The sequence below is a fragment of the Micromonospora sp. NPDC047707 genome, from assembly GCF_040704235.1.
In the GTDB taxonomy this organism is placed as follows: Bacteria; Actinomycetota; Actinomycetes; order Mycobacteriales; family Micromonosporaceae; genus Micromonospora.
This window is the reverse complement of the sequence record NZ_JBEYSU010000033.1, coordinates 41,811-64,487: the sequence shown is the minus strand read 5'-3', so window position 1 is coordinate 64,487 and position 22,677 is coordinate 41,811. Positions and strand designations below refer to the sequence as shown.

24 protein-coding genes and 1 pseudogene are annotated in these 22,677 nt (G+C 68.9%); 12 read left to right on the top strand and 13 right to left on the bottom strand.

The annotated features are described in order from the left end of the window. Nucleotides 1-65 precede the first annotated feature (65 nt). The 10 genes from AB0873_RS26380 to AB0873_RS26335 all read right to left on the bottom strand — a co-directional run bounded on the left by AB0873_RS26380 (nt 66) and on the right by AB0873_RS26335 (nt 11,928). Nucleotides 66-1,940, bottom strand: a complete 1,875-nt coding sequence (locus tag AB0873_RS26380; protein WP_366602956.1) for a non-ribosomal peptide synthetase — start codon at nt 1,938-1,940, stop codon at nt 66-68. Between the two features lie 15 nt (nt 1,941-1,955). After that, the gene (locus AB0873_RS26375) at nt 1,956-2,948 is read right to left on the bottom strand and encodes a GNAT family N-acetyltransferase (RefSeq protein ID WP_366602955.1); all 993 of its coding nucleotides are present in this window, start codon (nt 2,946-2,948) and stop codon (nt 1,956-1,958) included. Between the two features lie 641 nt (nt 2,949-3,589). Beyond that, the gene (locus AB0873_RS26370) at nt 3,590-4,822 is read right to left on the bottom strand and encodes a tetratricopeptide repeat protein (protein WP_366602953.1); all 1,233 of its coding nucleotides are present in this window, start codon (nt 4,820-4,822) and stop codon (nt 3,590-3,592) included. A 240-nt stretch (nt 4,823-5,062) separates the two neighbouring features. Beyond that, a complete protein-coding gene (locus AB0873_RS26365) occupies nt 5,063-5,830 on the bottom strand; it encodes a methyltransferase domain-containing protein (protein WP_366602951.1) in 768 nt (255 codons plus the stop codon). 57 nt (nt 5,831-5,887) lie between these two features. Further along, nucleotides 5,888-7,051, bottom strand: a complete 1,164-nt coding sequence (locus AB0873_RS26360) for a class II histone deacetylase (protein WP_366602949.1) — start codon at nt 7,049-7,051, stop codon at nt 5,888-5,890. 50 nt (nt 7,052-7,101) lie between these two features. After that, nucleotides 7,102-8,295 carry a histidine decarboxylase gene (locus tag AB0873_RS26355; RefSeq protein WP_366602947.1) on the bottom strand — a complete coding sequence of 398 codons (1,194 nt, stop codon included), beginning with the start codon at nt 8,293-8,295 and terminating at the stop codon, nt 7,102-7,104. Next, nucleotides 8,292-8,954: a hypothetical protein gene (locus AB0873_RS26350; RefSeq protein WP_366602945.1), complete on the bottom strand. Its 663-nt coding sequence runs from the start codon at nt 8,952-8,954 to the stop codon at nt 8,292-8,294. Before AB0873_RS26350 ends, AB0873_RS26355 begins: the two co-directional genes overlap by 4 nt. 361 nt (nt 8,955-9,315) lie before the next feature. Beyond that, a complete protein-coding gene (locus AB0873_RS26345; protein WP_366602944.1) occupies nt 9,316-10,734 on the bottom strand; it encodes an APC family permease in 1,419 nt (472 codons plus the stop codon). A gap of 38 nt (nt 10,735-10,772) precedes the next feature. Next, nucleotides 10,773-11,216, bottom strand: a complete 444-nt coding sequence (locus tag AB0873_RS26340; RefSeq protein WP_366602942.1) for a hypothetical protein — start codon at nt 11,214-11,216, stop codon at nt 10,773-10,775. A gap of 37 nt (nt 11,217-11,253) precedes the next feature. Further along, on the bottom strand, nt 11,254-11,928 hold the full coding sequence (locus AB0873_RS26335) for an N-acetyltransferase (RefSeq protein WP_366602941.1): 675 nt from the start codon (nt 11,926-11,928) through the stop codon (nt 11,254-11,256). A gap of 421 nt (nt 11,929-12,349) precedes the next feature. On the opposite strand from AB0873_RS26335, the gene AB0873_RS26330 reads away from it, so the two are divergent. Further along, nucleotides 12,350-12,955, top strand: a complete 606-nt coding sequence (locus AB0873_RS26330) for a hypothetical protein (RefSeq protein WP_366602939.1) — start codon at nt 12,350-12,352, stop codon at nt 12,953-12,955. Here AB0873_RS26330 and AB0873_RS26325 read toward each other — a convergent pair. Then, on the bottom strand, nt 12,945-13,391 hold the full coding sequence (locus AB0873_RS26325; protein ID WP_366602938.1) for a hypothetical protein: 447 nt from the start codon (nt 13,389-13,391) through the stop codon (nt 12,945-12,947). The genes AB0873_RS26330 and AB0873_RS26325 overlap by 11 nt on opposite strands. A 36-nt stretch (nt 13,392-13,427) precedes the next feature. Here AB0873_RS26325 and AB0873_RS26320 point away from each other — a divergent pair, with 36 nt between their 5' ends. The 6 genes from AB0873_RS26320 (at nt 13,428) to AB0873_RS26295 (ending at nt 18,260) form a co-directional block, all read left to right on the top strand. After that, nucleotides 13,428-14,015, top strand: a complete 588-nt coding sequence (locus AB0873_RS26320) for a metal-dependent phosphohydrolase (protein WP_366602936.1) — start codon at nt 13,428-13,430, stop codon at nt 14,013-14,015. Beyond that, nucleotides 14,012-14,989 carry an aminoglycoside phosphotransferase gene (locus AB0873_RS26315; RefSeq protein ID WP_366602935.1) on the top strand — a complete coding sequence of 326 codons (978 nt, stop codon included), beginning with the start codon at nt 14,012-14,014 and terminating at the stop codon, nt 14,987-14,989. Before AB0873_RS26320 ends, AB0873_RS26315 begins: the two co-directional genes overlap by 4 nt. Beyond that, on the top strand, nt 14,986-16,089 hold the full coding sequence (locus AB0873_RS26310; RefSeq protein WP_366602933.1) for a radical SAM protein: 1,104 nt from the start codon (nt 14,986-14,988) through the stop codon (nt 16,087-16,089). The genes AB0873_RS26315 and AB0873_RS26310 overlap by 4 nt, the downstream gene beginning before the upstream one ends. Then, a complete protein-coding gene (tmk, locus tag AB0873_RS26305; protein WP_366602931.1) occupies nt 16,086-16,700 on the top strand; it encodes a dTMP kinase in 615 nt (204 codons plus the stop codon). The genes AB0873_RS26310 and tmk overlap by 4 nt, the downstream gene beginning before the upstream one ends. A gap of 5 nt (nt 16,701-16,705) precedes the next feature. Beyond that, a complete protein-coding gene (locus AB0873_RS26300; protein ID WP_366602929.1) occupies nt 16,706-17,494 on the top strand; it encodes an endonuclease/exonuclease/phosphatase family protein in 789 nt (262 codons plus the stop codon). 310 nt (nt 17,495-17,804) lie between these two features. Beyond that, a complete protein-coding gene (locus AB0873_RS26295; protein ID WP_366602927.1) occupies nt 17,805-18,260 on the top strand; it encodes a helix-turn-helix transcriptional regulator in 456 nt (151 codons plus the stop codon). Here AB0873_RS26295 and AB0873_RS26290 read toward each other — a convergent pair. Next, nucleotides 18,190-18,798 (bottom strand): CYTH domain-containing protein, encoded by a 609-nt coding sequence (locus AB0873_RS26290; protein WP_366602925.1) that lies wholly within the window; start codon nt 18,796-18,798, stop codon nt 18,190-18,192. The two genes, AB0873_RS26295 and AB0873_RS26290, sit on opposite strands and share 71 nt — an antisense overlap. Nucleotides 18,799-18,985: 187 nt before the next feature. Here AB0873_RS26290 and AB0873_RS26285 point away from each other — a divergent pair, with 187 nt between their 5' ends. Further along, nucleotides 18,986-20,254 (top strand): helix-turn-helix transcriptional regulator, encoded by a 1,269-nt coding sequence (locus tag AB0873_RS26285; RefSeq protein WP_366602924.1) that lies wholly within the window; start codon nt 18,986-18,988, stop codon nt 20,252-20,254. On the opposite strand, the gene AB0873_RS26280 is transcribed toward AB0873_RS26285, so the two are convergent. After that, on the bottom strand, nt 20,251-20,985 hold the full coding sequence (locus AB0873_RS26280; protein WP_366602923.1) for a haloacid dehalogenase-like hydrolase: 735 nt from the start codon (nt 20,983-20,985) through the stop codon (nt 20,251-20,253). The two genes, AB0873_RS26285 and AB0873_RS26280, sit on opposite strands and share 4 nt — an antisense overlap. A 141-nt stretch (nt 20,986-21,126) precedes the next feature. Between AB0873_RS26280 and AB0873_RS26275 the strand changes: the two genes are divergently transcribed. The 4 genes and pseudogenes from AB0873_RS26275 to AB0873_RS26260 all read left to right on the top strand — a co-directional run bounded on the left by AB0873_RS26275 (nt 21,127) and on the right by AB0873_RS26260 (nt 22,634). Beyond that, nucleotides 21,127-21,435: a hypothetical protein gene (locus AB0873_RS26275; RefSeq protein ID WP_366602922.1), complete on the top strand. Its 309-nt coding sequence runs from the start codon at nt 21,127-21,129 to the stop codon at nt 21,433-21,435. Nucleotides 21,436-21,439: 4 nt separating this feature from the next. Beyond that, nucleotides 21,440-21,781: a PPC domain-containing DNA-binding protein gene (locus AB0873_RS26270; RefSeq protein ID WP_366602921.1), complete on the top strand. Its 342-nt coding sequence runs from the start codon at nt 21,440-21,442 to the stop codon at nt 21,779-21,781. 119 nt (nt 21,782-21,900) lie between these two features. Continuing rightward, nucleotides 21,901-22,066: pseudogene (locus AB0873_RS26265) on the top strand (asparaginase); the annotation flags it as partial. A gap of 109 nt (nt 22,067-22,175) precedes the next feature. After that, nucleotides 22,176-22,634: a DUF296 domain-containing protein gene (locus AB0873_RS26260; RefSeq protein ID WP_366602919.1), complete on the top strand. Its 459-nt coding sequence runs from the start codon at nt 22,176-22,178 to the stop codon at nt 22,632-22,634. Nucleotides 22,635-22,677 lie beyond the last annotated feature (43 nt).

Genomic DNA, 22,677 nt, shown 5'->3' with positions numbered 1-22,677 from the left:
CTAGAGACACGCCCAACAGGCACGCATCCACGCGTTCTCCCACGTCAAACCCTAGATCGTGGCCTCTAGACCACCTGAATTACGCGGAACGCGGGCCTCGCGGCTGCGGTCACGGTGAACTGGGCGGGATCGTCCGCCCAGCCCTCGGCGCCGATGATGGCGAGTTGCGCGGCCGATGGCGTCCGGTGAACGTCTCGCGCTACCGCTTCTGGCTTGTGTACCTGGCTATCGACGTCACCGGTGCAGGCACGGACCGCATCGACAAAATCGGCGAACGTGGGATGGTCGAAGATCAGTGAGATCGGAACGTTGGTCCCGAGATCCTCGGCGAGTTGTCCGGTCAGGGTCAGGGCGGTGATGGAGTGTGCCCCGGCCACGAAGAAGTCGGTATCGGCTCGCACCTCGGCGAGGTTGAGCAGTGCGCGCCATCGCTGCTCTACGTGTTCAGCGAGCGGGTCAGCCGGGCGGGGTCGGGCGCGGACCGCGATGGTTTGGGAGATCGTCTGTCGGTCGATCTTTCCGTGGGGGGTCAAAGGGAGTCGCGGCAGGGTAAGAATCGCGGTGGGCTGCATATAGGGAGGTAGAAGGGCACGCAGTTGGCTTGCCAATGCGTCCAGGTCAAGGTCAGCGTGTTCTTCCGCCACTGCGACGATCCCGCCGTCGGTGAGGGTGGCGACGGCAGGCCCCCGACAGACAACGCGGAGCGCAGCATCAATTTCGCCGAGCTCCACTCGGTAGCCGTTGACTTTGACCTGGTCGTCGCCTCTGCCGAGGAAGTGGTAGAGCCCATCAGGGTCGAGGCGGACCCGGTCACCAGAGCGGTATGCCGGTTCCGGTCCGCCGTGTATAAATCTGTCGCTTCCGGGGACGTTGACGTAGCCAAGCGCTACCCCGACACCTGAGATGACAAGTTCCCCTTCGTTCTGCGGTCCGCCCGTAGCTCGGTTGAGGCTGAATGTTGTTCCGGGGAACGGAGTCCCAATGGGCACGAAACCTGCGTGTGGATCGTCGTCTTTCACCCGGTACACGCTGCATCCCACCGTCGCTTCGGTGGGTCCGTACTCGTTGAAGATCGCAATGGAAGGCTGGCGAAACCGAGTCAGGTCGGCAAAGTCGAGAGCTTCGCCACCGACAATGATCGTCGCGCCCTGCTCCGCTAAGTGGGCGATATCACCGTCACTCAGCAACTGATACAGTATTCGCAACTGGCTGGGGGTCGTCTTGACTAGGACAGGCGATTCGACATCCCGGATGAGCGACGCGAGCGCCCGAGTCGCCGAGGAGGGATCCGCCACCGGCATCGCGACGTTGCGGGTCACTAGCGGGAGCAGCAGGGTGGTCAGCGCCGCGTCGAAGGTAGGCGGAAGCTGGCTGGGAATGACGATGCCCTGCTCCGGCACGCTGTAGAGGCAACGCGCCGAGTGAATGTAAGAGGTGATGGCGGATTGGCCTACGCTGACCCCCTTCGGTAGGCCGGTTGATCCCGAGGTAAAAATGACATACGCCTCATCGGGTACACGGTCTCGAATCGGCGCTGTTGCGCATCCGCTCGTAGCTGTTACCTGGCCATTCGTGACCGCCACAGCCAACGTGTTGAGGGCCGCGTGTTCGTCCGTGATGCGCGGTGCCAGTACGGCCGACAGTTGACCGTCGCGAACGATCGTTCGTCGGCGTGGCTGCACTTCATTGGGGTCAATTGGGACGAACGCAGAGCCGAGCGACCAGACAGCGATGATCGCGGTGAGCAGGTCCGGCCCTGGTGCGAGACTCAGCCCGATTCGACTGCCCTCTTCGACGCCGATCTTACGCAGGCCATCACGCAAAGCCGCCGCCTGCTCTAGGAGCCCAGCCCGAGTTAGTTCAGGGGCCGTCGGTCGGGCAAGGCAAACGACGTCCCCACCGAACTCATTGCATACCTGCTCAATTTCATCAAGGAGCATGGGTTCTCCAGGTCGCTAGATGCACGGCGTCGTCAGCTTCCACCCGGGCTGTCTCGATACGTCCCAGCGGGGCAGCATCTGCTCGACGAGCGCGAGTATGAGTCGGGAAACGCCGGCTCGCAGCCGTGCATGCGACAGGTCGAGAAGGGGTGGCCAATGTTGCTGTAAGCGTGACTGCGCGCCACAGAGGACAAGCCTCTGTCCCTGCCGCCAGCTCATCCGCTGACCAGGTGCATGTTGCGGGGCGGGGCGCGAGTTCGACCCAGCAGCCGCCAGCCTCCGCGGATCCGCAAACACGCCGTCGGCCTGTGTCATGCAGTCTCCTGCCAGCTTGGCCGGAGCCGTGGCTCGGCTGGGACCGAACGTCCGCTCGGGTGATGCCGACGGCATCAGTGTGCTTCCCGAATCGGGAGGTCGAGCCCCGTACCGGTGGGTGCCACGGATCATCGGGTGCATCTTCAGGCCGGCAACGGATGGAGTGATCGCAGGTTCGGCCTCGTAGCCGAACCGGGCGAGAAGGTGTTCCCCGCCGGGGAGGGTGAGGGTCCAGGACGGCAGACCGATGAGGTCGAGCCGGCGACGCAGGTGGTCCATCAGCGCCCGGCCCCGCCCGGATCGCTGGTGTGTGGGGCGCACGGCAAGGTAGGCGAGCTGGTAGTGGGCCTCGGTCGGCTGCCGGCTGGCGATGATGTCATCCAGGGCGAGGAAGCGCTCGGCGTGCGGGCCGGCGGCGGTGGCGAGGCGCGTGGTGTAGCTAGCTGGTGGTGGGAGCGGCCGGTATCGGTGGAAGCAGACGGTGGCGGCGGTGAGGTCGCTGGTGACGTGGACGTCGCCGTAGAACATGGCGTGTTCGACCCAGATGCCGGCGACATCGGTCAGGACACGGCAGCGCTGCTCCTCGTCGGGTACCAGCCAGGCGGCGATGGGAGTGGGTTTGAGGGCCTCGGCGATCACCGCGGCGACATGGTCCTTCTCCACCCATCGGGCGGCCCGGATTCGGTGCGTCACGTCGTGCTCCTTGCTGCTTGTCGTCTCACCGGGGTTGGGTGGCCGGCGGCAGGGGACGGGGGGCCCACTGCCGCCGGCCACGGAGGACCGGCCGCCGTCCTACCCCCTGAGGTTCGGCGGCCGGTCGGCTTGTCACCGCAGGTGCGTCACGACTGCCGCGGTGGTGGGTGATGGAGGGCTGTCGGTGCTGCTCGTGTGGTCGCGGTCCAGGATGAGGAGGTAGGAGAACAGGCCGGGTCGGCGTCCGCCGTCGATCCATTCCTTTGCAGGCGCTGTAGTTCGCCGGTGGCAGGGTCGATGACCAGCGTCGAGGTTGATCCGTCGGCGGTGACCTGGAAGGCGAGCCCGGGCCGGCCGGCGAGGTCGGTGGTCGTGCCCTGCTTTGGTGGTGCGCAGCCAGTGGTTCAGCGCTTGGAGGCCGTTGTCGGTCAGTGCCGCTGTCAGCGCGCGGCGGTGTGGCACCTGCCGCATGAGTCCATGGGCGAGAAGCTGGTTGACGATGTCTCGCACGGATCCGCCGGCCACGGTCGGTGCCGCGTCGGACAACTCGCGTACTGTCCAGGACCGCGACGGGTCGCTGAGCAGTACTTGGTAGAGGCGTCGCCGGTTATCGCTCATCTGGAGTCCGGCAGGTTCACTGATCATCCTTCGGTGGGTTGTCGGCGGCCTGTGGTCCCCGCGTCGGCATGCCGGTGAGGTCGCCGTGGTCGGCGCTGATCCGAGCAATAGCCGGTTCGGTCAGCCGCTGGTTCGGCTGTTGTGCACGGTGGGGGACCGACGTTGTGTGCGGGTCGGTGCGGGTGGCTGTGGTCCTGGTCGACGCAGGTTGTGTGCATCCGGTCGAGTGCTTGCATCATGGGGGTGCTTGCGGGGTGCCACGGGTGTGCGCGGCGGTGGGTGGTGATGGTGCGGGCGAGAAGTTGCTGCGCTGCCTCGCAGTCGCCGGCTTGCTGCAGCACGTGCGCGAGGGCCGCTTGGGCGGCGAGGGTGGGCAGCGCGTCGGGGCCTTCGGTGCTGCTGTGGTGGCGGATGAGGTCGCTGTAGGCGTTGGCGGCGGCGGTGAGGTCACCGGTGTCGCGTTCGGTGGCGGCGACGATTCGCAGCGCGGCGCGAACTTCGACGTGGGTGTGGCTGCGCAGCAGATGGCGTAGCGAGCGGTGCGCCCATCTGGCCCAGGGCAGGGCTGCCAGCGCGTCGCGGTCGGCGAGGGTGAGCGCGGCCAGCAGCGCGGCGGCGCTCGCGGTGGCGAGGTCGGCGGCGAGTTTGTCGCGGGCGGGGTTGATGTGCATCAGCCCGACGCGCAGGACGTCGATGGCTCGGGTGCGGTCGCCGCCGTCGGCGTACCGGCGCGCCCGGTCGAGGCGTTGCGGCATCGTCGCCAGTCGCCCGTCGAGCTGCCGTGGCACCGTGCGCCAGGTCAGACGCAGGTCGGTCGCGGTGGCGCCGACACTGATGCGGTGGATGGGCCCCGCGGCGTAGAGGGCGGCCTGGGTTGTCCTGCCGGCGGGCACCAGGTGCGGCGTGCGGTGCAGCACCACCGCGGCCACGGCCGCCCGGATCGACTCGGCCGGCACGGGCGCCCGTGCGCAGGACGGCGCGCACAGGTATAGCAGCGCGCCGCCGGGATGCTGGATGAGGATCATCCCGTGGCCGCACGCGCGGCAGGACAGCAGGTCGGGCGGGACGGGTGCCTCATCGGTGCGGGCCAGGGTCATCCACTCGGTGATCGAGACCGGTGAGACTCCGTTCGCGCGGGCGACGTCGGCGACGGCGCGGGGCAGGCCATGCTCGGCGGCACGGTCCAGTGTGGCGGCGACCGCGTCCGCGACGACCGCCGCGCTCCACGGGGCGGCCTGGAACGTCGGCGCTGACATGACGTATTCCTTCCCGAAAGGGGCAGGGAACTCATCCCTGCAGGCGGGTATCCGACAGGGACGCGCGGTACGGCCGGGCCCGGAGGCCGGCGGCAGGGGGACGGGGGTGCCCCGCTGCCGCCGGCCCGTGGACCGGCCGCCGTCCCTCAGCGGCGAGCCGGTCGGGTAGTCGCCGGGCCGCGACTACCGGGTGGGGCTGCTGGAGGGTTGGCCGGGCTCCAGCGGCCCAGGTCCGGAAGGTCAGCTTGCTGTGCGGGCGTGGACGGCTCGTCGGTGATAGGAGCCGAGGACCGAGCTGGGGTCGGTGATGAGGCTGCTGAACCGGTCGAGGTCGGTGTCGGTGAGGTCGGGTCCGGTCAGCAGGGGCCGGAGGTGGTCGGTGGTGTCGGCGAGGATGCGGCAGCCCGGTCCGCCGCCGGTCCAGGTTTCGGTGCTGGTGTGGACGCACACCTGCGCCATGCCGGCGTGGTGCAGGAGGGTTTCGGGGTCGGTGCTCCACGTGCCGCTGCTGTGGGGGTCGGCGATGGTGCGGTAGATCCGTCGCAGGACGGTGTGGATCAGACGCGCGTCGTCGGGGTTGGTCGGCTGGATGAGGCGGGGTGGGGTGTCGAGGATGTCGGCCAGGACGAGCCAGCCGCCGGGCCGCAGCCGGGCCACCATCTGCTCCAACACCTCGGCGGGATGCGGCAGCGGGCGCAGCCACCGGGCAACGATGATGTCCTGGGTGTCGGCTGCGCCGGGCAGGACATCGCCGTCGAGGTGGCGTTGGTAGACGTCGATGATGCCGGTGGGGTCGAGGTGGCGGGTGTCGGCGTCGACGGCGCTGACGGTGCCGTGCGGGCCGACGAGCCGGGCCAGGTGGGTGGTGATCTGTCCGGTGCCGGCGCCGATGTCCAGGACGTGATGGCCGGGCAGGATCTCGATGCGGTCCAGCTCGCGGCGGATGACCGGGTCGAGCAGCTCGCCCAGACGAACGGGATGCAGCTGGTGGTGCGTGATGGTCGCCATCCGAGGGCTCCTTCGATTCGATGCGGGCGGTTGGGAGGGCGGGGTCGGGGAGGTCCGTCAGGAGGTGGCGGGGGTTGCGGGGGTTGCGGTGCGGATGCGTTCGACGAGGCGGGCCGCCTCGTCGACGACGGCCTTCTGATGTGGCAGCAGGGGGTCGTTGGCCCAGCCGGCGACGATGTGCGCGAGGGGGTCGGTGTTACCGGTGGTGGTGCCGGTGAGTGCTTCGAGGGTGGCTAGGGCGCAGAACGGCACGTAGTCGGGGCTGTAGCCGCCTTCGTGAGCCAGCGCGATCCGCCCACCGCAGAGCCGGTCGGCGGCGTCGAGAAGGTGGCGGGTGATGTCGCCGTAGGCGGTGGCGGTGAGCATCTGCCGGCCGAGGGGGTCCAGGACGCTGGCGTCGAAGCCGCAGGACACGAGGATCACGTCGGGCTGGTAGCGGTCGAGGGCGGGCAGGGCGACCTGGTCCATGGCGTAGCGGTAGCCGTGCACGCCGGTGCCGGGCGGCAGCGGCACGTTGAGGGCGTAGCCGGCGCCGGCACCGCTGCCGTTCTCGGTGGTCCATCCGGAGTTGGGTGGGAAGCAGTTGGCCTGGTGTAGGGAGATGGTGAGCACGTCGGGGGTGTCGTAGAAGATGGCCTGGGTGCCGTTGCCGTGGTGCACGTCGATGTCCACGACCGCGATGCGCCGCAGGTCGGTGGCGGCGCGGGCGTGTTGGATGGCGATGGCGACGTTGTTGAACAGGCAGAAACCCATTCCCGCGTCCGCGGTGGCGTGGTGGCCGGGTGGCCGGATCAGCGCGTACCCGGAGGTGATCTCGCCGCGGGCGATGGCGTCGACGAGTTCGATCAGACCGCCGGCGGCGAGCAACGCTATGTCGTAGCTGCCGTGCCCGAGCGGGGAGTGCCCGTCGCCGGCGTCGCCGCCTTCGGCGCGCAGGCTCTGCGAGCGGATGTGCTCGACGTGCCGCCTGGTGTGCACCCGGCCGACCTCCAGGTCGGTGGCGGGTCGGGGCGTGATGCGGACGAGGTGGTCGAGGAGTCCGGAGACCTCGAGCAGTTCGTGGATGCGGCGTTTGGTGTCGGGGTGCTCGTAGTGCGCGCCGGGCTGCACGCCGGCGACCGGGTGGGGTGGGATGAGGCCGGCGTGGGTGCGCGTGTCGTGCCAGACGAACAGCGGGTGGTAGACGTAGCCGGTTTCGGTCAGGTGGGTGGGAGGTGGCATAGGGGTGCCTCCGTCAGTGGATGGCCGGCGGGACGAGGGTTACCGCAGCGCTAGGCGTTGACTGGTGGCGCTTGTCGGCGTGGGCGTGGGATCGGTGCCCTGCTGGTGGCGGTGATGTCCGCGGCGAGGGCGTCGATTTGGCCGGTGCTGAGGCCGGGCATGCAGATGATGTGGCTGGTGGCGCCGTCGGTGGCCAGCAGCCACTTGGCGCGGACGGGTTCGGGTGGGGTGGGTAGAACGACGGTGAAGGCGTGTGGGTGTCGCCAGGCGGGCCAGCCGGTGGCTCTGATCTGATCGACGGCGTAGGCGGCGAGCTGGCGGGCCTGGTTGGTGCGCCAGCGGTGGCCTTCGCGGCCGTGGGTGGCGATGGCGTGCCACAGCAGCGCGGCGGACAGGCCGCAGCGGGAGCCGGTGACGGTGGTGTCGGCGCTGTCGGTGTAGGCGATGCGCCCGTGGTGAGCGCGGGCGCTGTCGCGGATGAGCACGACCCCGCACGGGGTTGGTGTGCCGAAGAACTTGTGGCCGGAGATCGCGACGCTGCCGATGCCGCTGGCGTCGTCCAGGCGCAGCCGGCCGTCGAGGGCCAGGGGGATCCCGGACAGGGCGGCGTCGACGTGCAGGTGCCCCGTGATGCCGTACTGGTCGAGCAGGGCGCGGATGCGGTCGGTGTCGTCGACGGCCTCGGTCATCGTGGTGCCGGCGGTGGCGACCACGATCGCCGGCCAGCGCCGCCTGCGACGCAGCTGCGCGGCCAGGTCCTCGTAGTCGATCTCTCCGTCCGGACCCGCCTGCACGATCACCTGGTACGCGCCGAGCATGGTCACGATCTTCGGAATCGAGTAGTGGGCGGCGGTGGAGTAGTAGACGCGGGCGGTGGGCCAGCGGCGGTAGGCCGTGTGCAGGGCCGACAGGTTGCCTTCGGTGCCGCCGGTGGTGACGTATCCCCACCGGTCGCCGGCGGGCATGGCGAGCAGGTCCGCGGTCCAGGAGATCACCGCCCGCTCCAGCACCCGGGTGTGCGCGACGCCGCCGGTGTCGGCGGGGTCGCCGATGTTGTTCCACAACCGGTGACCGAGCCGGGTGATGACCTCGGTGTGGTCGAGGTCCACCGCGCCGGGGTATCCGATGCTGATCGGCGCGGCGGCGTCGGCGTCACGGACGAGCTGGTCGAGGACAGCGGTGACATCGATCGACTCTTCGTTGAGGTTCGCGGCAACGGCGAGGTCGAGCGCGGTGTCCGTCACGTGGGCTGCCCTTCGCCGCACACGTACATGGTCAGGGTGTCGTGCAGGACCGCGAGCTGCCGCCACACCTCTCGGATCGTGTAGTCGCCGCGCTCGCAGAGGTCGGCGTGCGGGTTGTGCCAGTGCGCGGGCCGGTCCGCGTCGAGTGTTCTGGTGCTGCGGATGCCCTCGTCACCGATTCGGGAGTGCGGGTTGCGGTCGATGTGCATGGCGGTGCCGTCGGTCAGCAGCACGTAGCACTGGCCGCGCAGGTCCCACGCCGAGCGGTACCGTCCGGTCGCGGCCGGCTCGCGCAGGCTCCGGGCGACCTGGGTCCAGCGGCCCTCATCGGAGTCCAGGGTGCTCACCCCGACCCCGACGTAAGCGGCGGCGGGCGGCAGGGTCATGTCGCCGCCGTTGACCATCGACCCGTCCGGGCCCAGCGGATGCCACCGGTAGCGGCCGGCCACGGCGCGGGCGATGTTGGACGCCGCGGCCTGCGTCAGGTCAGCCAGCAGTCGCGGCAGGTCGTTGGACTCCGGTGAGGCGAGGAACAGCCGGTAGGCGGTATGCAGCCGGTAGCCGTGCGGCTCGCTGGGCGCCTCGGAGGTGAAGAACAACGCCACGCCGTGCGGGCCGAGCGCGTCGCGTGTGTCGAACCGCTGGTCAGCCTCGATCATGTGACCGGAGTTGAGGCGCTTGCACCGGTAGGCCACCTGCCGGCGTACATCCGCCCACCAACGGGCATCGGCAGAAGCCGCCTCGCCGTCCGGCTCCTCCCCCGTCGAGTACGACGGCCCAGATGGGGCTGGGGCTGGGGCTGGCGGTGGTGGGGGAATCGGCGGCTCCGGCGGGCGCTGGTACGGGTACTGGCCGGGGGCGAGGCCGTATCCAGGCGGTGGCATCTGGGCGGCAGGAGGCCGGTGGCCGGCCGGCGGTGCCGCCGCGGGTTGCTCGGGCCGCCAACCGGGGTGCAGCGGGTCAGGGCCGTACCGCCCGGCGGGCATGGCCGCGTGCGTCATCATTCGTCGACTCTCCATGTCAGATCGAGACGTTGATGGCGTCGGGAACGGCATGCGTCGCCGGAGTGCCACGACCGATACCGGCGTACACCTCGGGCCGGGACTGACGCAGATGACCGGTCCACGCCCCGCCCGCTAGGGCGGTGCCGGCCAGGATCGCCGGCAGCAGAAACGGCAGCGGCGACCCGGGGGCCGCGCCCAGCAGGGAGTCGACGTTGACCACCGTCAGCGCCAGCACCACCGCCCCGCCGAGCAGGCCGAGGGCGGGAGCCAGCCGCCACTGCCACACCCCCGCCCGGTCACCGCGCACCCGAGCTGGCGCCGCCAGCGCGGCAACCGACGCCGCCAGCAGCAGACACAACAAGCCCATCGCGCCCAACGTCGACAACCACGTGAACATCACGGCGAGGGGGTCTACGCCGGCGACGGCGAACGCGGCCACCACGAGCGCGGCCACCGTGGTCTGCGCCAGCGACCCGCCGCGCGGTGCGCTCACGCGCGTGCCGCTGCCAGCGCGCGCAAGCCCCGCAGGCAACACACCCTCCCGGGCCATCCCGAACACATACCGGGCGACAACCGAGTGAAAGGCCAGCATCGAGGTGATCACCGCGAACACCAGCACCACGCTCGCCAGGGAAACCCACCAGCCGCCGGCTCGCTCCAGGACCGCGAACGGCAGCCCGCCCGCCGGATCCGCCGCGACCGCCGCGACATCATCCGGGCCGACCGCCACCCCCATCGCCCACGCCGCCGCCGCATACACCCCGCCAAGAACCAGCGCCCCGGCGATAGTGGCCCGGCCAACCGACCGCCGGTCCGTGGCCTCCTCGACGAACGAGCCCGGCGCGTCGACACCCATGAACGCCGCGACACACAACGCCACCGCACCGCCGATACCGCTGACCGCCAGCCCGGAGGCGTTGAACCCGTCCCAGGACAACCCGCCGTCGGCCGGCTGCCCGAGCCCCGCGAGGATGAACACCGTCACGATCAGCAGCGACACCGCCAGCACCGTGGCCAGGACCCGGGTCGACAGCACGATCGCCCGCACCCCCAACACCCCGACCACCGCCAGGGCGATGCCCGCCCACACCCACCAGGTGCCGCCGAGCTGAGCGGCCAGCGTCGCCCCGAACAACCCGTAGAGGCTGACCTGGATCGCGTTGTAGGCCACCAGGGCGACCAGGCCGGCGGCCACACCCCAGCCGGGGCCCAGACCGCCCGCGAGGATGCCGTAGTAGGCCGCCGGGTGACCAACCTGCCGGGCCATCGCCGTGTACCCGACCGCCAACAGCGCAACCACGCCTGAGACCAGTAGGAACGTCAACGGCAACGCCGTCACCCCCGTGGCGGCATACGTGGCGACGATGCCTCCGGCGAGCACCACCATCGGCGCCGACGCCGCCGCACCGAACACCCACAACCCGGTCGGAGTCATTGTCCGCCGAGCCAGAGCCACCTGCGCGTGCGTCACCCTCACCGCTGACCCCGCTCCGGCGCGTCCGGGCACGACGAGTTGCGGCAGCCGCCCACCGGATGCCGCCGCACAACGGCGGCGTTGACGGGCACGAGATACACCGCCGCCGGCCGTACCGGGCCGCTCCGCCAGAAACCCCGGTCGCGGTCGAGGCGCCGCTGCGCGATGGCCGCGTCCGCAGTGAACCCGAACAGGTCGTGAGCACCATCGGGCCACTCGCGTCGAATCGCGTACCCCCACGCGAACTCCTCCGACGTCACGCCTCCCGCGTCCGTGACGGCGGCACCGGTATGGGCGGTGGTCAGCCGTGCCGGCCACCACCAACCGGCATTGAGCCGCCGCGGTGGAGCCAAGGTGCGCAAACGGGTGATAACAGGCAGCATGAGGGTGCCCTCCTTCGGAATCAGGGGTGCAACGAGGTAGCCCGCCGGGCCTGAGGTCATCGCCCACAGGTGATCGGCTTTCGGTATGGGCCCGGGGTCAGGGAGAACGGGGCGCCGGGATCACCCGGCCGCGAAACGGCGTCGCGCAGCGATACAGGCGCACCCGGCGCGGCAGCCCACCAAGCCGCTCACCGGCAGGACGACGCACCATCCGCCACAGCACCGGGCCGCCCGGCTTCAACAGGATCGGCGACCGCGGCTCGTAACCGAGTCGGGCGAACACACCCTCTCGAGGACGGTCGCTGGCGACCTCCGCGTACGCCGGCAGCCCGTCCACGTCCAGCACCCGGTGGTAGCCGGCCAGCAACTCGCTCGCGGCTGCCTCCCGCCCCGGACGGGTCGCGAAAAGGGCGAGGTAGTGATGCGGCGTGTCCGGGGGCACCGCGTCGACATAGGCGTGCAGCAACGCGGCCCGAGGCGCGTATGGACCGAGAAGCCGATGCAGGTCGTAGCACCACACCGACGACGGCGGCGGCGGCCGCAACCGCGCGTACCAGACCGCCACAGCACACCGGTCATCCGTGGTATCGACCCGGCCATGCGCCAACCCGCGCTCCAGCACGAACCGCGCGTAGCGGCGCAGCACCTCGCCGCGATCGGCCGCGTCCGGCACCAACCACACACCCAAGCCGCCAGTCGTCAGCGCCTCCGCGACGACCGGCACCAGCGCCGCCGTGTCCTCGCCGGACGCCGGGCGCACGATCGCGTCCATCAGCGTCACGTTGTTCCCTCTGGATTGGTCAATCTTCCCGGCCGGTGACCGCACCGCTGGCAGTGGTGCAGGAGCGACATGTTGGTTGTGTGCACGACACCCCCTCGAGGAACTGGCATTCGTTGGCCGTTCAGTGGCGGCGCTGAGTCGACACAGGAGTGACTTAAGGCGAGATCGATCGATGTCGGCCAGTCGCGTCGATCGTTTCCGACAATCCGCCGACAATCCCGCGACGGCGACCTGATGCAGACGTGAATGTTGGAGAATTGTCGGAAGTCGATGGCGTCTCTTATCGACACGGGCAACAGCGGATTCTGATGTTTTTGTCACCGCCTGCGGCGCCGTGGGTGGTGAGGGACCGTTAGCTGCGGCGGCAGTGATCGGTCTCCCGGTGTCCACTGCCCCTAGGAGGGGACGCACCATGGCCAGTCCATCCACGCCGGACGTTGAGGAGGTCGGCCGTCGGGCCGCCGAGATTCTCGACCGGATGCGAGCGCATCCGGCGTATGACCGGTTGCACAGCTCGTCGATGAAGTACTCCACCTGCTGGGCGACGTTCACCGGATACCCGGCGATCAGCCGCTGGTCCCTCGAGCGCGACGCCGGGCCGCTGCTGGTCGAGGCGCTGCGGGTGCTGGCGCTCAAGGCCGCGGTGTTCGAGCTGTCCGGCGGCGACGAGCAGGCCGCCGAGCTGCTGGTGCCGGCACCGGTAGACGAGATGATCCACGCGGTGCTCGCGCAGTTCACGCTGATGTCACGGATGCAGGCCGACCTGGGAGTGGTGTTCCCCCATGCGACGGAGCTGGAGGAGTTCACCTACACCCGCGGGTGTATCACCGACGCCTACTACGCCGCCGCGGGATGGGGTGAGCAGCCGCTGCGGTACTGGCTGGACTCGGCCGAGGTGACGCGACGCCTCGACCTGCTCAACGCCCACTACCAGGCCGCTGGTCTCGGCCGTGACGGGCGCAGCCACGACTTCGACTTCGACCAGCCGGAGGCGGTCGCCGCCGGGGTCAGCGGTTAGCCAGTTCCACGGACAGCACGCGCCGCATGGCCGCCACCACCTGCTTCGGATCGAACCGCTCGCCGGCCAGCCGCTCGGCCCGGCCGACCGCGGTGAAGATCCCCTCGGCGGGTGCGTCCCGCAGCACGGCGACGAGCCAGCCTTCCAGATCCACCACGTCGGCGGGCAGTTCCAGGGCCGCCGGTGTCGGCGCCGGCCGGGGCGCCTGGTCGGGGACCGGTTCCCCGCGCGAGGCGTACCGGCCGGCGGGAAGGCCCACCCGGAAGGGGTGGACGCACACGGCAACGCCGTCCGGGGTGGCACGCCACCCGAGGTCGGGGCGGTAGGCGAACTCGGGTCCGGGCCGGTCGACCACGTCGAACTGGCCCGGCCCGAGCTGCTGGGCGGGACACACGACGCAGGTCTGCTCACACCAGTGCGGAGGCGGCCCGGACATGGCGCCGATCGTACGGCAATCAGGAGGTATCAGGGTATGACGGTCTTATCCCCTCCACGTCCCGCCGTCATCGACCGCGCCCTTCGTGACGCCCGGACGTGGTGCGCGGGGCACACCATCGATGACCGGCCGGCCCTGGTCCACGCGGTCCGGGTCGCAGTGACCATCGGTGAACACGTGCCCGCGCCACCGCCGGAGGTGATCGCGGCGGCGCTACTGCACGACGCACCGGACCTCGCCCCTGCCGCGCTGGACGTCTACCAGGTCCTCACCACCGGCTACGGGCCGGAGGTTCCACGGATCATCGCCGCACTCCAGGCCGAACACCGGGCCCTCGACGAACCCGACCCGCCCATCCGCGTCGACGACCAGCCGGTGCTGCTCGCCTCCACCGCCGACAAGATCGTCGCGCTGACGTCGCTACTGCGGCGGGCCCGTGCCACCGGCGACGTGACGGGTTTCTTCGCCCAGCGGCCGGTGCTGTGCGGGCTGCTGCCGCACTTCCGGGCCTTCCAGCAGGCGGCCCATCCTCGGGTGCCGGCCAGCATGTCGGCGCACCTCGACGCCGTCCTCGCCCGGCTCGAACAGGTCGCCGCCGGCATCCTTTCAGCGGGTGTGCGGTGAATACCGCCAGGCTCGACGAGAACATCGTCGCGCAGCTGCGGTGTGACCTGGTCACCGCAGCGCGGCGGGTGCCGACCGGGCGGCAGGTCATCCAGGAATGGGAGCTGTCCGCCGTCGAACGGCTGTCCCTCTCCGACGGCAGCAGCCTGGTGTGCAAGGTCGCAGTAGCCCCGTTCACCGGCGAGGCCATCGTGTTGCGTGCCCTGAACGAACGCGACGCCGCCGCGCCGGTGCTCCACGGCTACGCGATGCGCCCCGAGGCGCTGGGCATGCTGATGGACGACCTCGGCGACCCGATTCGCGCCGCGACATCGGCCGAAGCCGTCGCCGCTGCCCGTTGGGTCCACGCCGTTGACGGCATCACTGGCCTGCCAACGTTCGACCATGCGGGCCTAGCGCGGCTGCCCGGACAGTCACTCGACGCGCTCGCTGGCCTCCGCGGGCAAGAGCGCTTCCCCGACACCAGCCACCAGATCGAGGAGGTGCTGGAACGGCTCGCCGCCGTCGCACAGCGCAGGGCGGACGGCGCTGAACGGTCACCGTTCGGGCTGTGCCACGGTGAGTTCCACCGCAGCTCGCTGCACGTCAGCCGTACCGGATGCCACCTCGTCGACTGGGCCAAGGCGTTCACCGGGCCGGGGCTGCTCGACCTGGCCACCTGGTTCGGCACCCGCACACCACCCGAACCCCGACTGCTCACCCGACTCATCCGCGCCTACGTGGGTGCAGGCGGGCACCCGGACGCGGAAGCCGACCGGGGTGGCCTACCCGCTGCCCGGTGGGCGTTGGGCTGGCACAGGGTGTGGGCGGCCTGGTGGTTCCTCACCACCGCCGCCGCCGGCCACCACCGGCCCGACACCGACCGACGGCACGCCCACGTCGTGCTCCGGCAACTCCACGGGGCCGCACAGCTACTCGACGCGGCGCCGGCCGGCGCCAGTCGTCCACAAGTGGAAGCGGGAAGATCATCGTGAAGCGTCTCATCATCGACACCCACGCCTCGTCCTGCTACTTCCGCACCTCAGTGGGCGGGGACGGCCGCAAAGCCCTGGTGCAGATCACCGAGCGGTGCAACCTGCACTGCGCCCACTGCTTCGTCTCCTCCACGGCCCAAGGGTCCGACCTGGCGATGGAGGACTTCACCTCCCGCGTCCTACCCCGGCTACTCGACGCCCGGGTGGAACGACTCACCCTCACCGGCGGGGAGCCCTTCGTCCACCCCAACCTCCTCGCGATCTGCCAGTCAGTAGCCGATCGAGGGCTCCCGGTCGGCATCTGCACGAACGCGACGCAGACCACCGACGAGGACATCGCCGCCCTGGCCGCGTTGGGCAACGTCCACATCAACGTGTCCTTCGACGGCTTCCGCCCCGCCAGCCACGGCAAGTTCCGCGGCGACCGGTCGTCGTTCACCACCACGCTCGCCACCACCCGCAAGTTGGCCGACGCCGGCCTACTCAAGGGACTCTTGTCGACACCGAACGCGCTGACCGTGCCCGAGGAGTTCGCTGACCTGTGCGCGTTCGGCGTAGAGATCGGCGCCGAATATGTGTTGATGAACCCGCTGTCGCCCTTCGGGCGAGGGGTGAAAAGCCGAGGACGGCTCGCCGCCACCGCGGCGGCGATGAACGCCATCCGCGCGGTGACCGACCGCTTCGCCGACCAGCTCGACCTCGTGCGGATCCGCTTCCCCAACGACGACCTGCCGCTGGGCGGCTGCGACGCCGGCAAGCTGATCTACGTCTTCGTCGACGGGCAGGTCGCGATCTGCCCGTACCTCGTCTTCGCCGCCCGCACACCGGCCTCCCAGCACCGCGACACCGAGTTCCTCGCCGGCAACATCCTTGCCGCGGACATCACCGCCGACCTCGACGGCCACGACTTCCACACCCGCTACCAGCCCGGCGGCAACCCGACCTGCGGCTCCTGCGCGCTCGGCGGGCGGTGCGGCAAGGGCTGCCCCGCGGCGGTCGTCGCGGCCGGCGGGCGCATCGGCGACGTCGACACCGACCAATGCCCGGTCACCGGCCCGAACGGACGGCTTCTGCTACCAATCGCCGTCGCCGAGGGGTGATCAGCCTGTTCATCGCCATCGAAGGCCCCAACGGAGTCGGCAAGAGCACCATCGCCCGCCGCCTCGCCGACCGCCTCGCCGACCTCGGCCCTGCCGGCGTGCACCTGACCGCGGAGCCCACCCGCACGCCGCTGGGCCAGCTCCTGCGACGGCAGGAAGACTTCCTCTACGGCAAGGCACTCGCCCTCGCGCTCGCCGCCGACCGCGCCGCGCACATCGAGAACGAGATCATCCCCCGTCTCGACGACGGCTTCCACGTCGTCACCGACCGATACGTCGCCTCGTCGCTGGTTCTGCAACGCGTCGACGGGCTCGACCTCGCCGAGATCTGGTCCTACAACCGGTACGTTCTACCCGCCACCGTCATCTACCTCGAAGACGAACCCGACGTCATCCGCGCCCGACTCGAAGCCCGACCGCACCTGACCCGCCTCGAACGCGCCGGCTCACCCGAAAAGGAACTCGCCCTCTACCGGGACGCGGCCCGGCACCTACACCGGCAGGAATGGCGCCAACACACCGTCGCTTGCAAGGGGCTCACCCCCGAGCAGATCGTGGCCACTATCCTCGGCCTCCTACCCGCCGACGTGCCCCTGACCAGCGAGGCCTAGCAACCATGCTGTCCGTCCTGACGATCAACGTGCAAGCAGCCGCGCCAGCCCGCGCCCAACGCCTGCTCACCTGGCTCCTGGCCCGCGACGACGACGTGATCATCCTGACCGAGACCAGCAACGGCCCCGGCACCCGACACCTCCTCACCGAACTGGGCGCCGCCAGCCTCACCGTCACCCACCAGCTCTCACCCGACGGCGACCGCGGCTGCGCCATCGCCACCCGCGTCCCGAGCCAACCAGCCCTACACCTCACCGCCGGAATCAGCCTGCCGGGTCGAGCCCCCGCCGTCACCCTCGACACCGACCCCGGGGTCAGCGTGCTCGGCCTGTACGTGCCCTCCAGCGACCGCGCACCCACCAAGGTCGCCAAGAAACGCGCTTTCCTCACCACCGTCCGAAACACCCTGGCCAAGATGCGCGCCGCCGACCGGAATCATCTCGTGGTGGGCGGGGACTACAACGTCATCAGCCGTGACCACCAACCGCGCTACCCCGGCTTCCTCGCCTTCGAGTACGAGTTCCTCAACACCCTCAGCGACCTCGGACTCGCCGACATCCACCAGAGCCTGCACCCCGGCGTGCAGGCCCACAGCTGGATCGGCCGCAGCGGCAACGGATACCGCTTCGACTACCTCCATACGGGCCCTGGGCTACTGCCCCACCTGACCGCCGCCGCCTACCTGCACCAACCCCGCCTAGACGGCCTTACCGACCACGCCGCGCACAGCGTCGACATCGACGTCCCGGCTACCGTCAGGCGCGGTGCCGTACTCGCAATGCCGACGCACTGAAAAGGCCGTACGTCCCCTGTACCTCTTGAAGGGCTCGACGGCCCGCGCCGGGGGGCCGGGCCACCGAGCAAGACTCCGACAACCACTCATCATCGAGCGGCACCACGACGATCTTGACCGGCACCGGCCCGTCGAGATACGCCGACGCTGGGCATTTGCCCGCCGGGGAGACGGGTGTCAGTGGAACTCGCTGGCAAGGTATTGCCCATACGGGCGCGCACCGGGAGCAGACGGTCACACCTGCCGTCACCCGGAGCAGTTAGGGTCTAGCCCATCGTTACCGCAGCGCCCGTCGGTGGGAGAAGCGGCCATGGTCGACAGCGACGAGATCAAGAGCGCCCGGCGCGACCTCGGCCGCACCCTGGCGCATGCTGCGGGACATACGCAGCACGGGTTCGCTGGGCTCGTTCAGTACGGGCGCAGTTCCGTCGCCAACACCGAGACCGGCCGTCAGCAGCCCGACCGTGCCTTCTGGGTGCGTTGTGACATGGTCCTCCAGACCGGTGGTGCCCTGGTCAAGGAGTACGACGCGATCGTCGCCCTTGCTCGTCAGCAGCGCCGTGCATCGGCGCTACGCGCCGCCGCACGCTCCACCCCCGTACTGCCGCAAGCGGATCGTGACGATGGCGCGACAGATCGCCAGTCAGACGATGCACGGGTGGGGCTGTCCGCGCTCGCTTTTGATCTCACCGAACTCAGCAGCGAACCCCCGATGACGAGGCCCAGTCCGACGAGATTCGACCCAGGTCGGTACCGAGTGAGCTAGGTCCCGTCAACCCCACTCTGATGCCGCACTGGATGGGCATGCTGCGCAGTGAACGAATCATCGCATCGAGTTCGTCCTGCACCTGCTCACCCGAATGCTGGGAGCTGACCACCAACTCCACCTCGACGAACGCGCCGAGCCCGTCGACGACGTCCACGCATACCGCCGCGCCGTCCCAATCGCCAGTTCGGCGCTGCCTGACGATTCGCACGGTTGGCACCCAACCCATCGCGCCTAGAGCAGCGTGCATCGCGTCACGGCCGAAGATCACGCATTCGTGCTCCAGACACGCCATCTCGTGGTCGATCGGCTTCTTCACTGTGAACAGATGTCGACCCTCCTGAATGCGCAGACGCGCGAACGGAACACCGATCTTTGACATGCCGTACGACCAGCCGGCCGGTGCGTACGCCTGGTCGTCCTGTACCGACGGCTCCGACAACAACACCTGCCGCTGGGCGAGCGCCGTGATCAACTCTCGCAGGTTGTCGACGCGGTACTTGGACTCAACCTCATGATTGGCCAGCTCGCAGGTCACGAGCAGGGAGCATTCGAGAATCGCAGGTCGCGCGAGTTCGGAACACTGCAGGCCGATGTCGGAACTTTGTCGGAAAGATGTTGGAAGAAGCCGCTGAGTAGCCGACGCATCACAGGTCTGCACTACAGTGCTCTCACGCCACCGCGTCTCGCCTCGCGCGAGCGTTCGTACCCATCGGGAGCTGCTGATGTCGAGCGTTCCACCGCAAGACGTAGCCAAGGCATGGATCGCCCTGGGTCAAATGCTCGCCCGCAGCCGTAAAGCCGCTGGTTACACGCAAGAGACCTTGGCGCCTCGTCTGAACTATGGACGGAGCACGATCGCGAACGTGGAGACCGGCCGGCAGCGAGTGGGGCGGGACTTCTGGACCCGAAGCGACGAACTGTTGGAGACCGGCGGCAGACTGGCCCGAGAATACGATCGCATCCGGCTTGCCAGCACCCGGCACGCGCCAAGCAGCATGCCTGCCACTCAGCCGTTACAGGTCGCTGCCGCGCCGTCGTCCTCCATGACTGTGGAGACGCTAGCGCGCACGGCCGGCACCGACTACCTGATGGGCGAGTGGAACAGCTTCTCCACGCTCACCAGCATGCTGGCGCAGCAGCGCCAGGCCGTGTCACCCGACGCGCTACTGGGGCTGATCGAGGCACACCGTGATTGCCTGTCGACGCTCTACCGCAAAGCCGGCCGTGCACCCATCCGTGCTGATATCGGAGCCATGCTCGCCGAAGCCTCGATCGTCGCCAGCCGGCTGTGGAGCGCACAGGGCAATCGTGCCCTCGCACTCGCTCACTGCGCCTACGCCCGCCAGCTCGGCGACAGGCTCGGCAACCGCAGGATCAGCGCGACCGCACGGATCTTCGAGAGCAACCTCCACTCGGAAGCCGCCACACTGATCGAAGCCGACGGTGACATCATGATCGGCCTGCGGCTACTCGACGAGGCCGCTCACGCCTCGGAAGATCTCAACCCCGCCGCACGAGCTCGACTAGCCGCCGAGCAGGCCCAGGCCTATGCCGCCCTGCGACTTCCACGCGAGGCTACCGCGGCCCTGAAGCGCGCAGAAGAAGCGGTCAACGACTTGTCACCGACTGACTGTGTGGGCCTCTACAGCGACTGGAGCAACGCCCGCCTCCACGTCTATGCGGGCACATGCCATCTTCTTCTCGGCCAGCCCGACCAGGCTGTGACGGTGCTCGAAAGTGCAGTACAAATGCTGGAACACGACCACGCCAACATCAACGTCGTCCTCGCAGCAGCAGTAGACCTCGCCAGCGCCTACGCAGAAACCGGCGAACTTGAACAATCCTGCACCCTGCTCGGCAACACCTACGATCAGCTGAAAGGCGGTGGAAACCATCGAGGCATCGCCCGAGCTCAACGAGCCCGAGAGCGGCTAGCCCCATGGCGCGCTGAGCCGGTTGTCCTCGAACTTGAGGAGCAGATGGCCGCCTAACAGGTAGCCGGCGACCCGCCCGAACTCAACAGCGAACTGACGGCGGCCACCACCGTCGTTGGGTCGAGACTGTCGAGTACCAGGTCAGGTTCGTAGGAGATCAACTCTTGACGACCAATCCGGTGAGCTACAACGGCGACACGAAAGCCGGCGTGACGTGCGCAAGCGATATCGTTGGGCGCATCCCCGATGACGATCACTCGAGCAGAATCGAGCTGATGACCGTAAATCGCGGAGTAGCGTCGAGCTACGACCGCCGGAAGCTGAAAGCGATCTCGAGCGTCCGACCCGAACCCGCCAATGCGAAGATCGAGAAACTCATCCAAGCCCGACACGTGCAGCTTCACCTCGGCGGCCGAACGCAGATTTCCGGTCAGAACGGTCTGGACGAAACCACGGCCGTGCAACTCCGCGATGCTCGCCGCAGCACCTGGATACGGCGGCTGGACCTCAGCCAACTCCTGCCGACCCTCTTGCATGACCGCGGCAATGGCCTGACGGAAGGCGGGTATGCCCGCCTCCGCAGCCGACGCATCGACGCCCGAAGCGATCGCCGTGTCGATGGCGATCGACTCGTCCGTATACCCATGCACCTTCTTGTCAGGAAAGACAACCTCGGACTCCGCGATGCCGTACGCACGAGCGATCGCTCGCGTCAGCCAGCGCAAGTCCGCGGGGATGAGCGTCCCGTCAACGTCCCAGATGACCAAGCCTGCGCTGCCGTGGTTCATAGATGCATCGTCGCACGCGCACGGGCAGGTAACCCTGTCGAGCATCGCCGGGTTCGCGGCCGGGCCGGGACGGCCAGACACCAGACACGGTCGCGGCGGTCATCGACCTGGCGATGGCACCACCTGAAGCTGCGGAACCAGATGCGCCAGGAAGCCCAAGATGCGCTGAACGCGATCAACCCCGCGCGCGGACCCAGCCTCAACACCGTCATTGATCGACTCGGTGGCATAGAAGAGTGGGCATCGCGCCGCTTGACGGCCGAGCTTGCCAATACCCGTGACGCCGCCGCCCGATGGTGCAGCGCGGTACTGCTCGCCAATTTCGTTAATGCCAAGGACGGCGGCGCTCGATCCGCGCTAATATCCGCCGTCGAGCGTGAAACGTGCCGTGAGAACCTACGGGCGTACGCGGCAGTCTTGGCTGGCATCACCCCTCTAGCGATGGGATAAGCGAATGAAACTGTTGAGCGTCAAGCCTGGCGAAGAGGTAATCGAAACGCTCACGCGGCGGGCCGCAGAAGAGGGAATAGTGAACGGCGCTATCGTCTCTCTCATCGGTGCCGTCGATGAGTGCGCAATCAGCAACATGCCCGCAACCGACGCAAGCACGGATATTGTCAGCGAGTATCGGCAACCGCTTGAGCTAAGTGGCACCGGAGAAATCCGTGACGGCAAAGTCCATGTGCATGTGGTACTCGGCCGCGAGGGTGACGCCGCACTTGCCGGCCACCTGCACCGGGCGCGCGTCGAAACGTTCTTCGTCCACGCGTACACCCTTGCGATGCACGAGGAGTGACCAGCGCTCAACCGGCCCACCATGGTCGCCTGCGTGAGTCCAAGTGAGCCCGATGTGAGCCCGGACGCCGCTCAAACGGATCATCACTTGCTCGGACTGAACATCACGGTGAGGGGTGCCTACCAGCATTGATCGCCTCCGGAACCGGAGCCGGCCCCTTCCTCACCGCGACCTACGGCTTCCCCGGCTCAGAGCGAGTCCTCACCAGCCGAGGACTCATCCCGCGGGCTTCCTCGACCCCTACATGCCCGAATCCTGCTCCACCTCACCCTCGCCGCAGGTGCCACTACCACCCGTCAGCTATCACAGACCTTCCGCACAGACATCCATCCGGAACAGCCCTGGCCGTGGCCGTCCCCAGCAACCACCACGTCATGTGACTGAAGGAGTCCGCTTGCGCAGCCGCGAGATCGTCACCGGGCGCACCATCCTCGTCGTCTTCGACCACGGCGAGGACTTCTACGACGCCCTCAACCGCACCTGCCGCGCCCACGGCATCCGTCAGGGCTACATCCCCACCTTCATCGCCGGTCTCGCCACCGCAGACCTCGTTGGCACCTGCGAGCGCCTCGACAACCCGGACGCTCCCGTCTGGAAGAAGGTCCACCTCACGAACATCGAAGCCCTCGGCGGCGGCACCCTCGCCTACGACCCAGACACCGATGCACTCCAGCCGCACATCCACCTGACCGTCGGCCTCAAGGCACACGGCGCCACCGCCCACACCAGCCACCTGCTCGCCGCGACCGTCCAGTTCCTCACTGAGATGGTGATCGTGGAGATCGCCGAGCCCGCGCTGCGGCGGGTCCGCCAACCGAACCTCTACGACGTGCCGCTCCTGCAGTTCCCCTGAACCCCGTCTGGTGGCTCACCGCCGTTGTCAGGCGCCTCGGCCG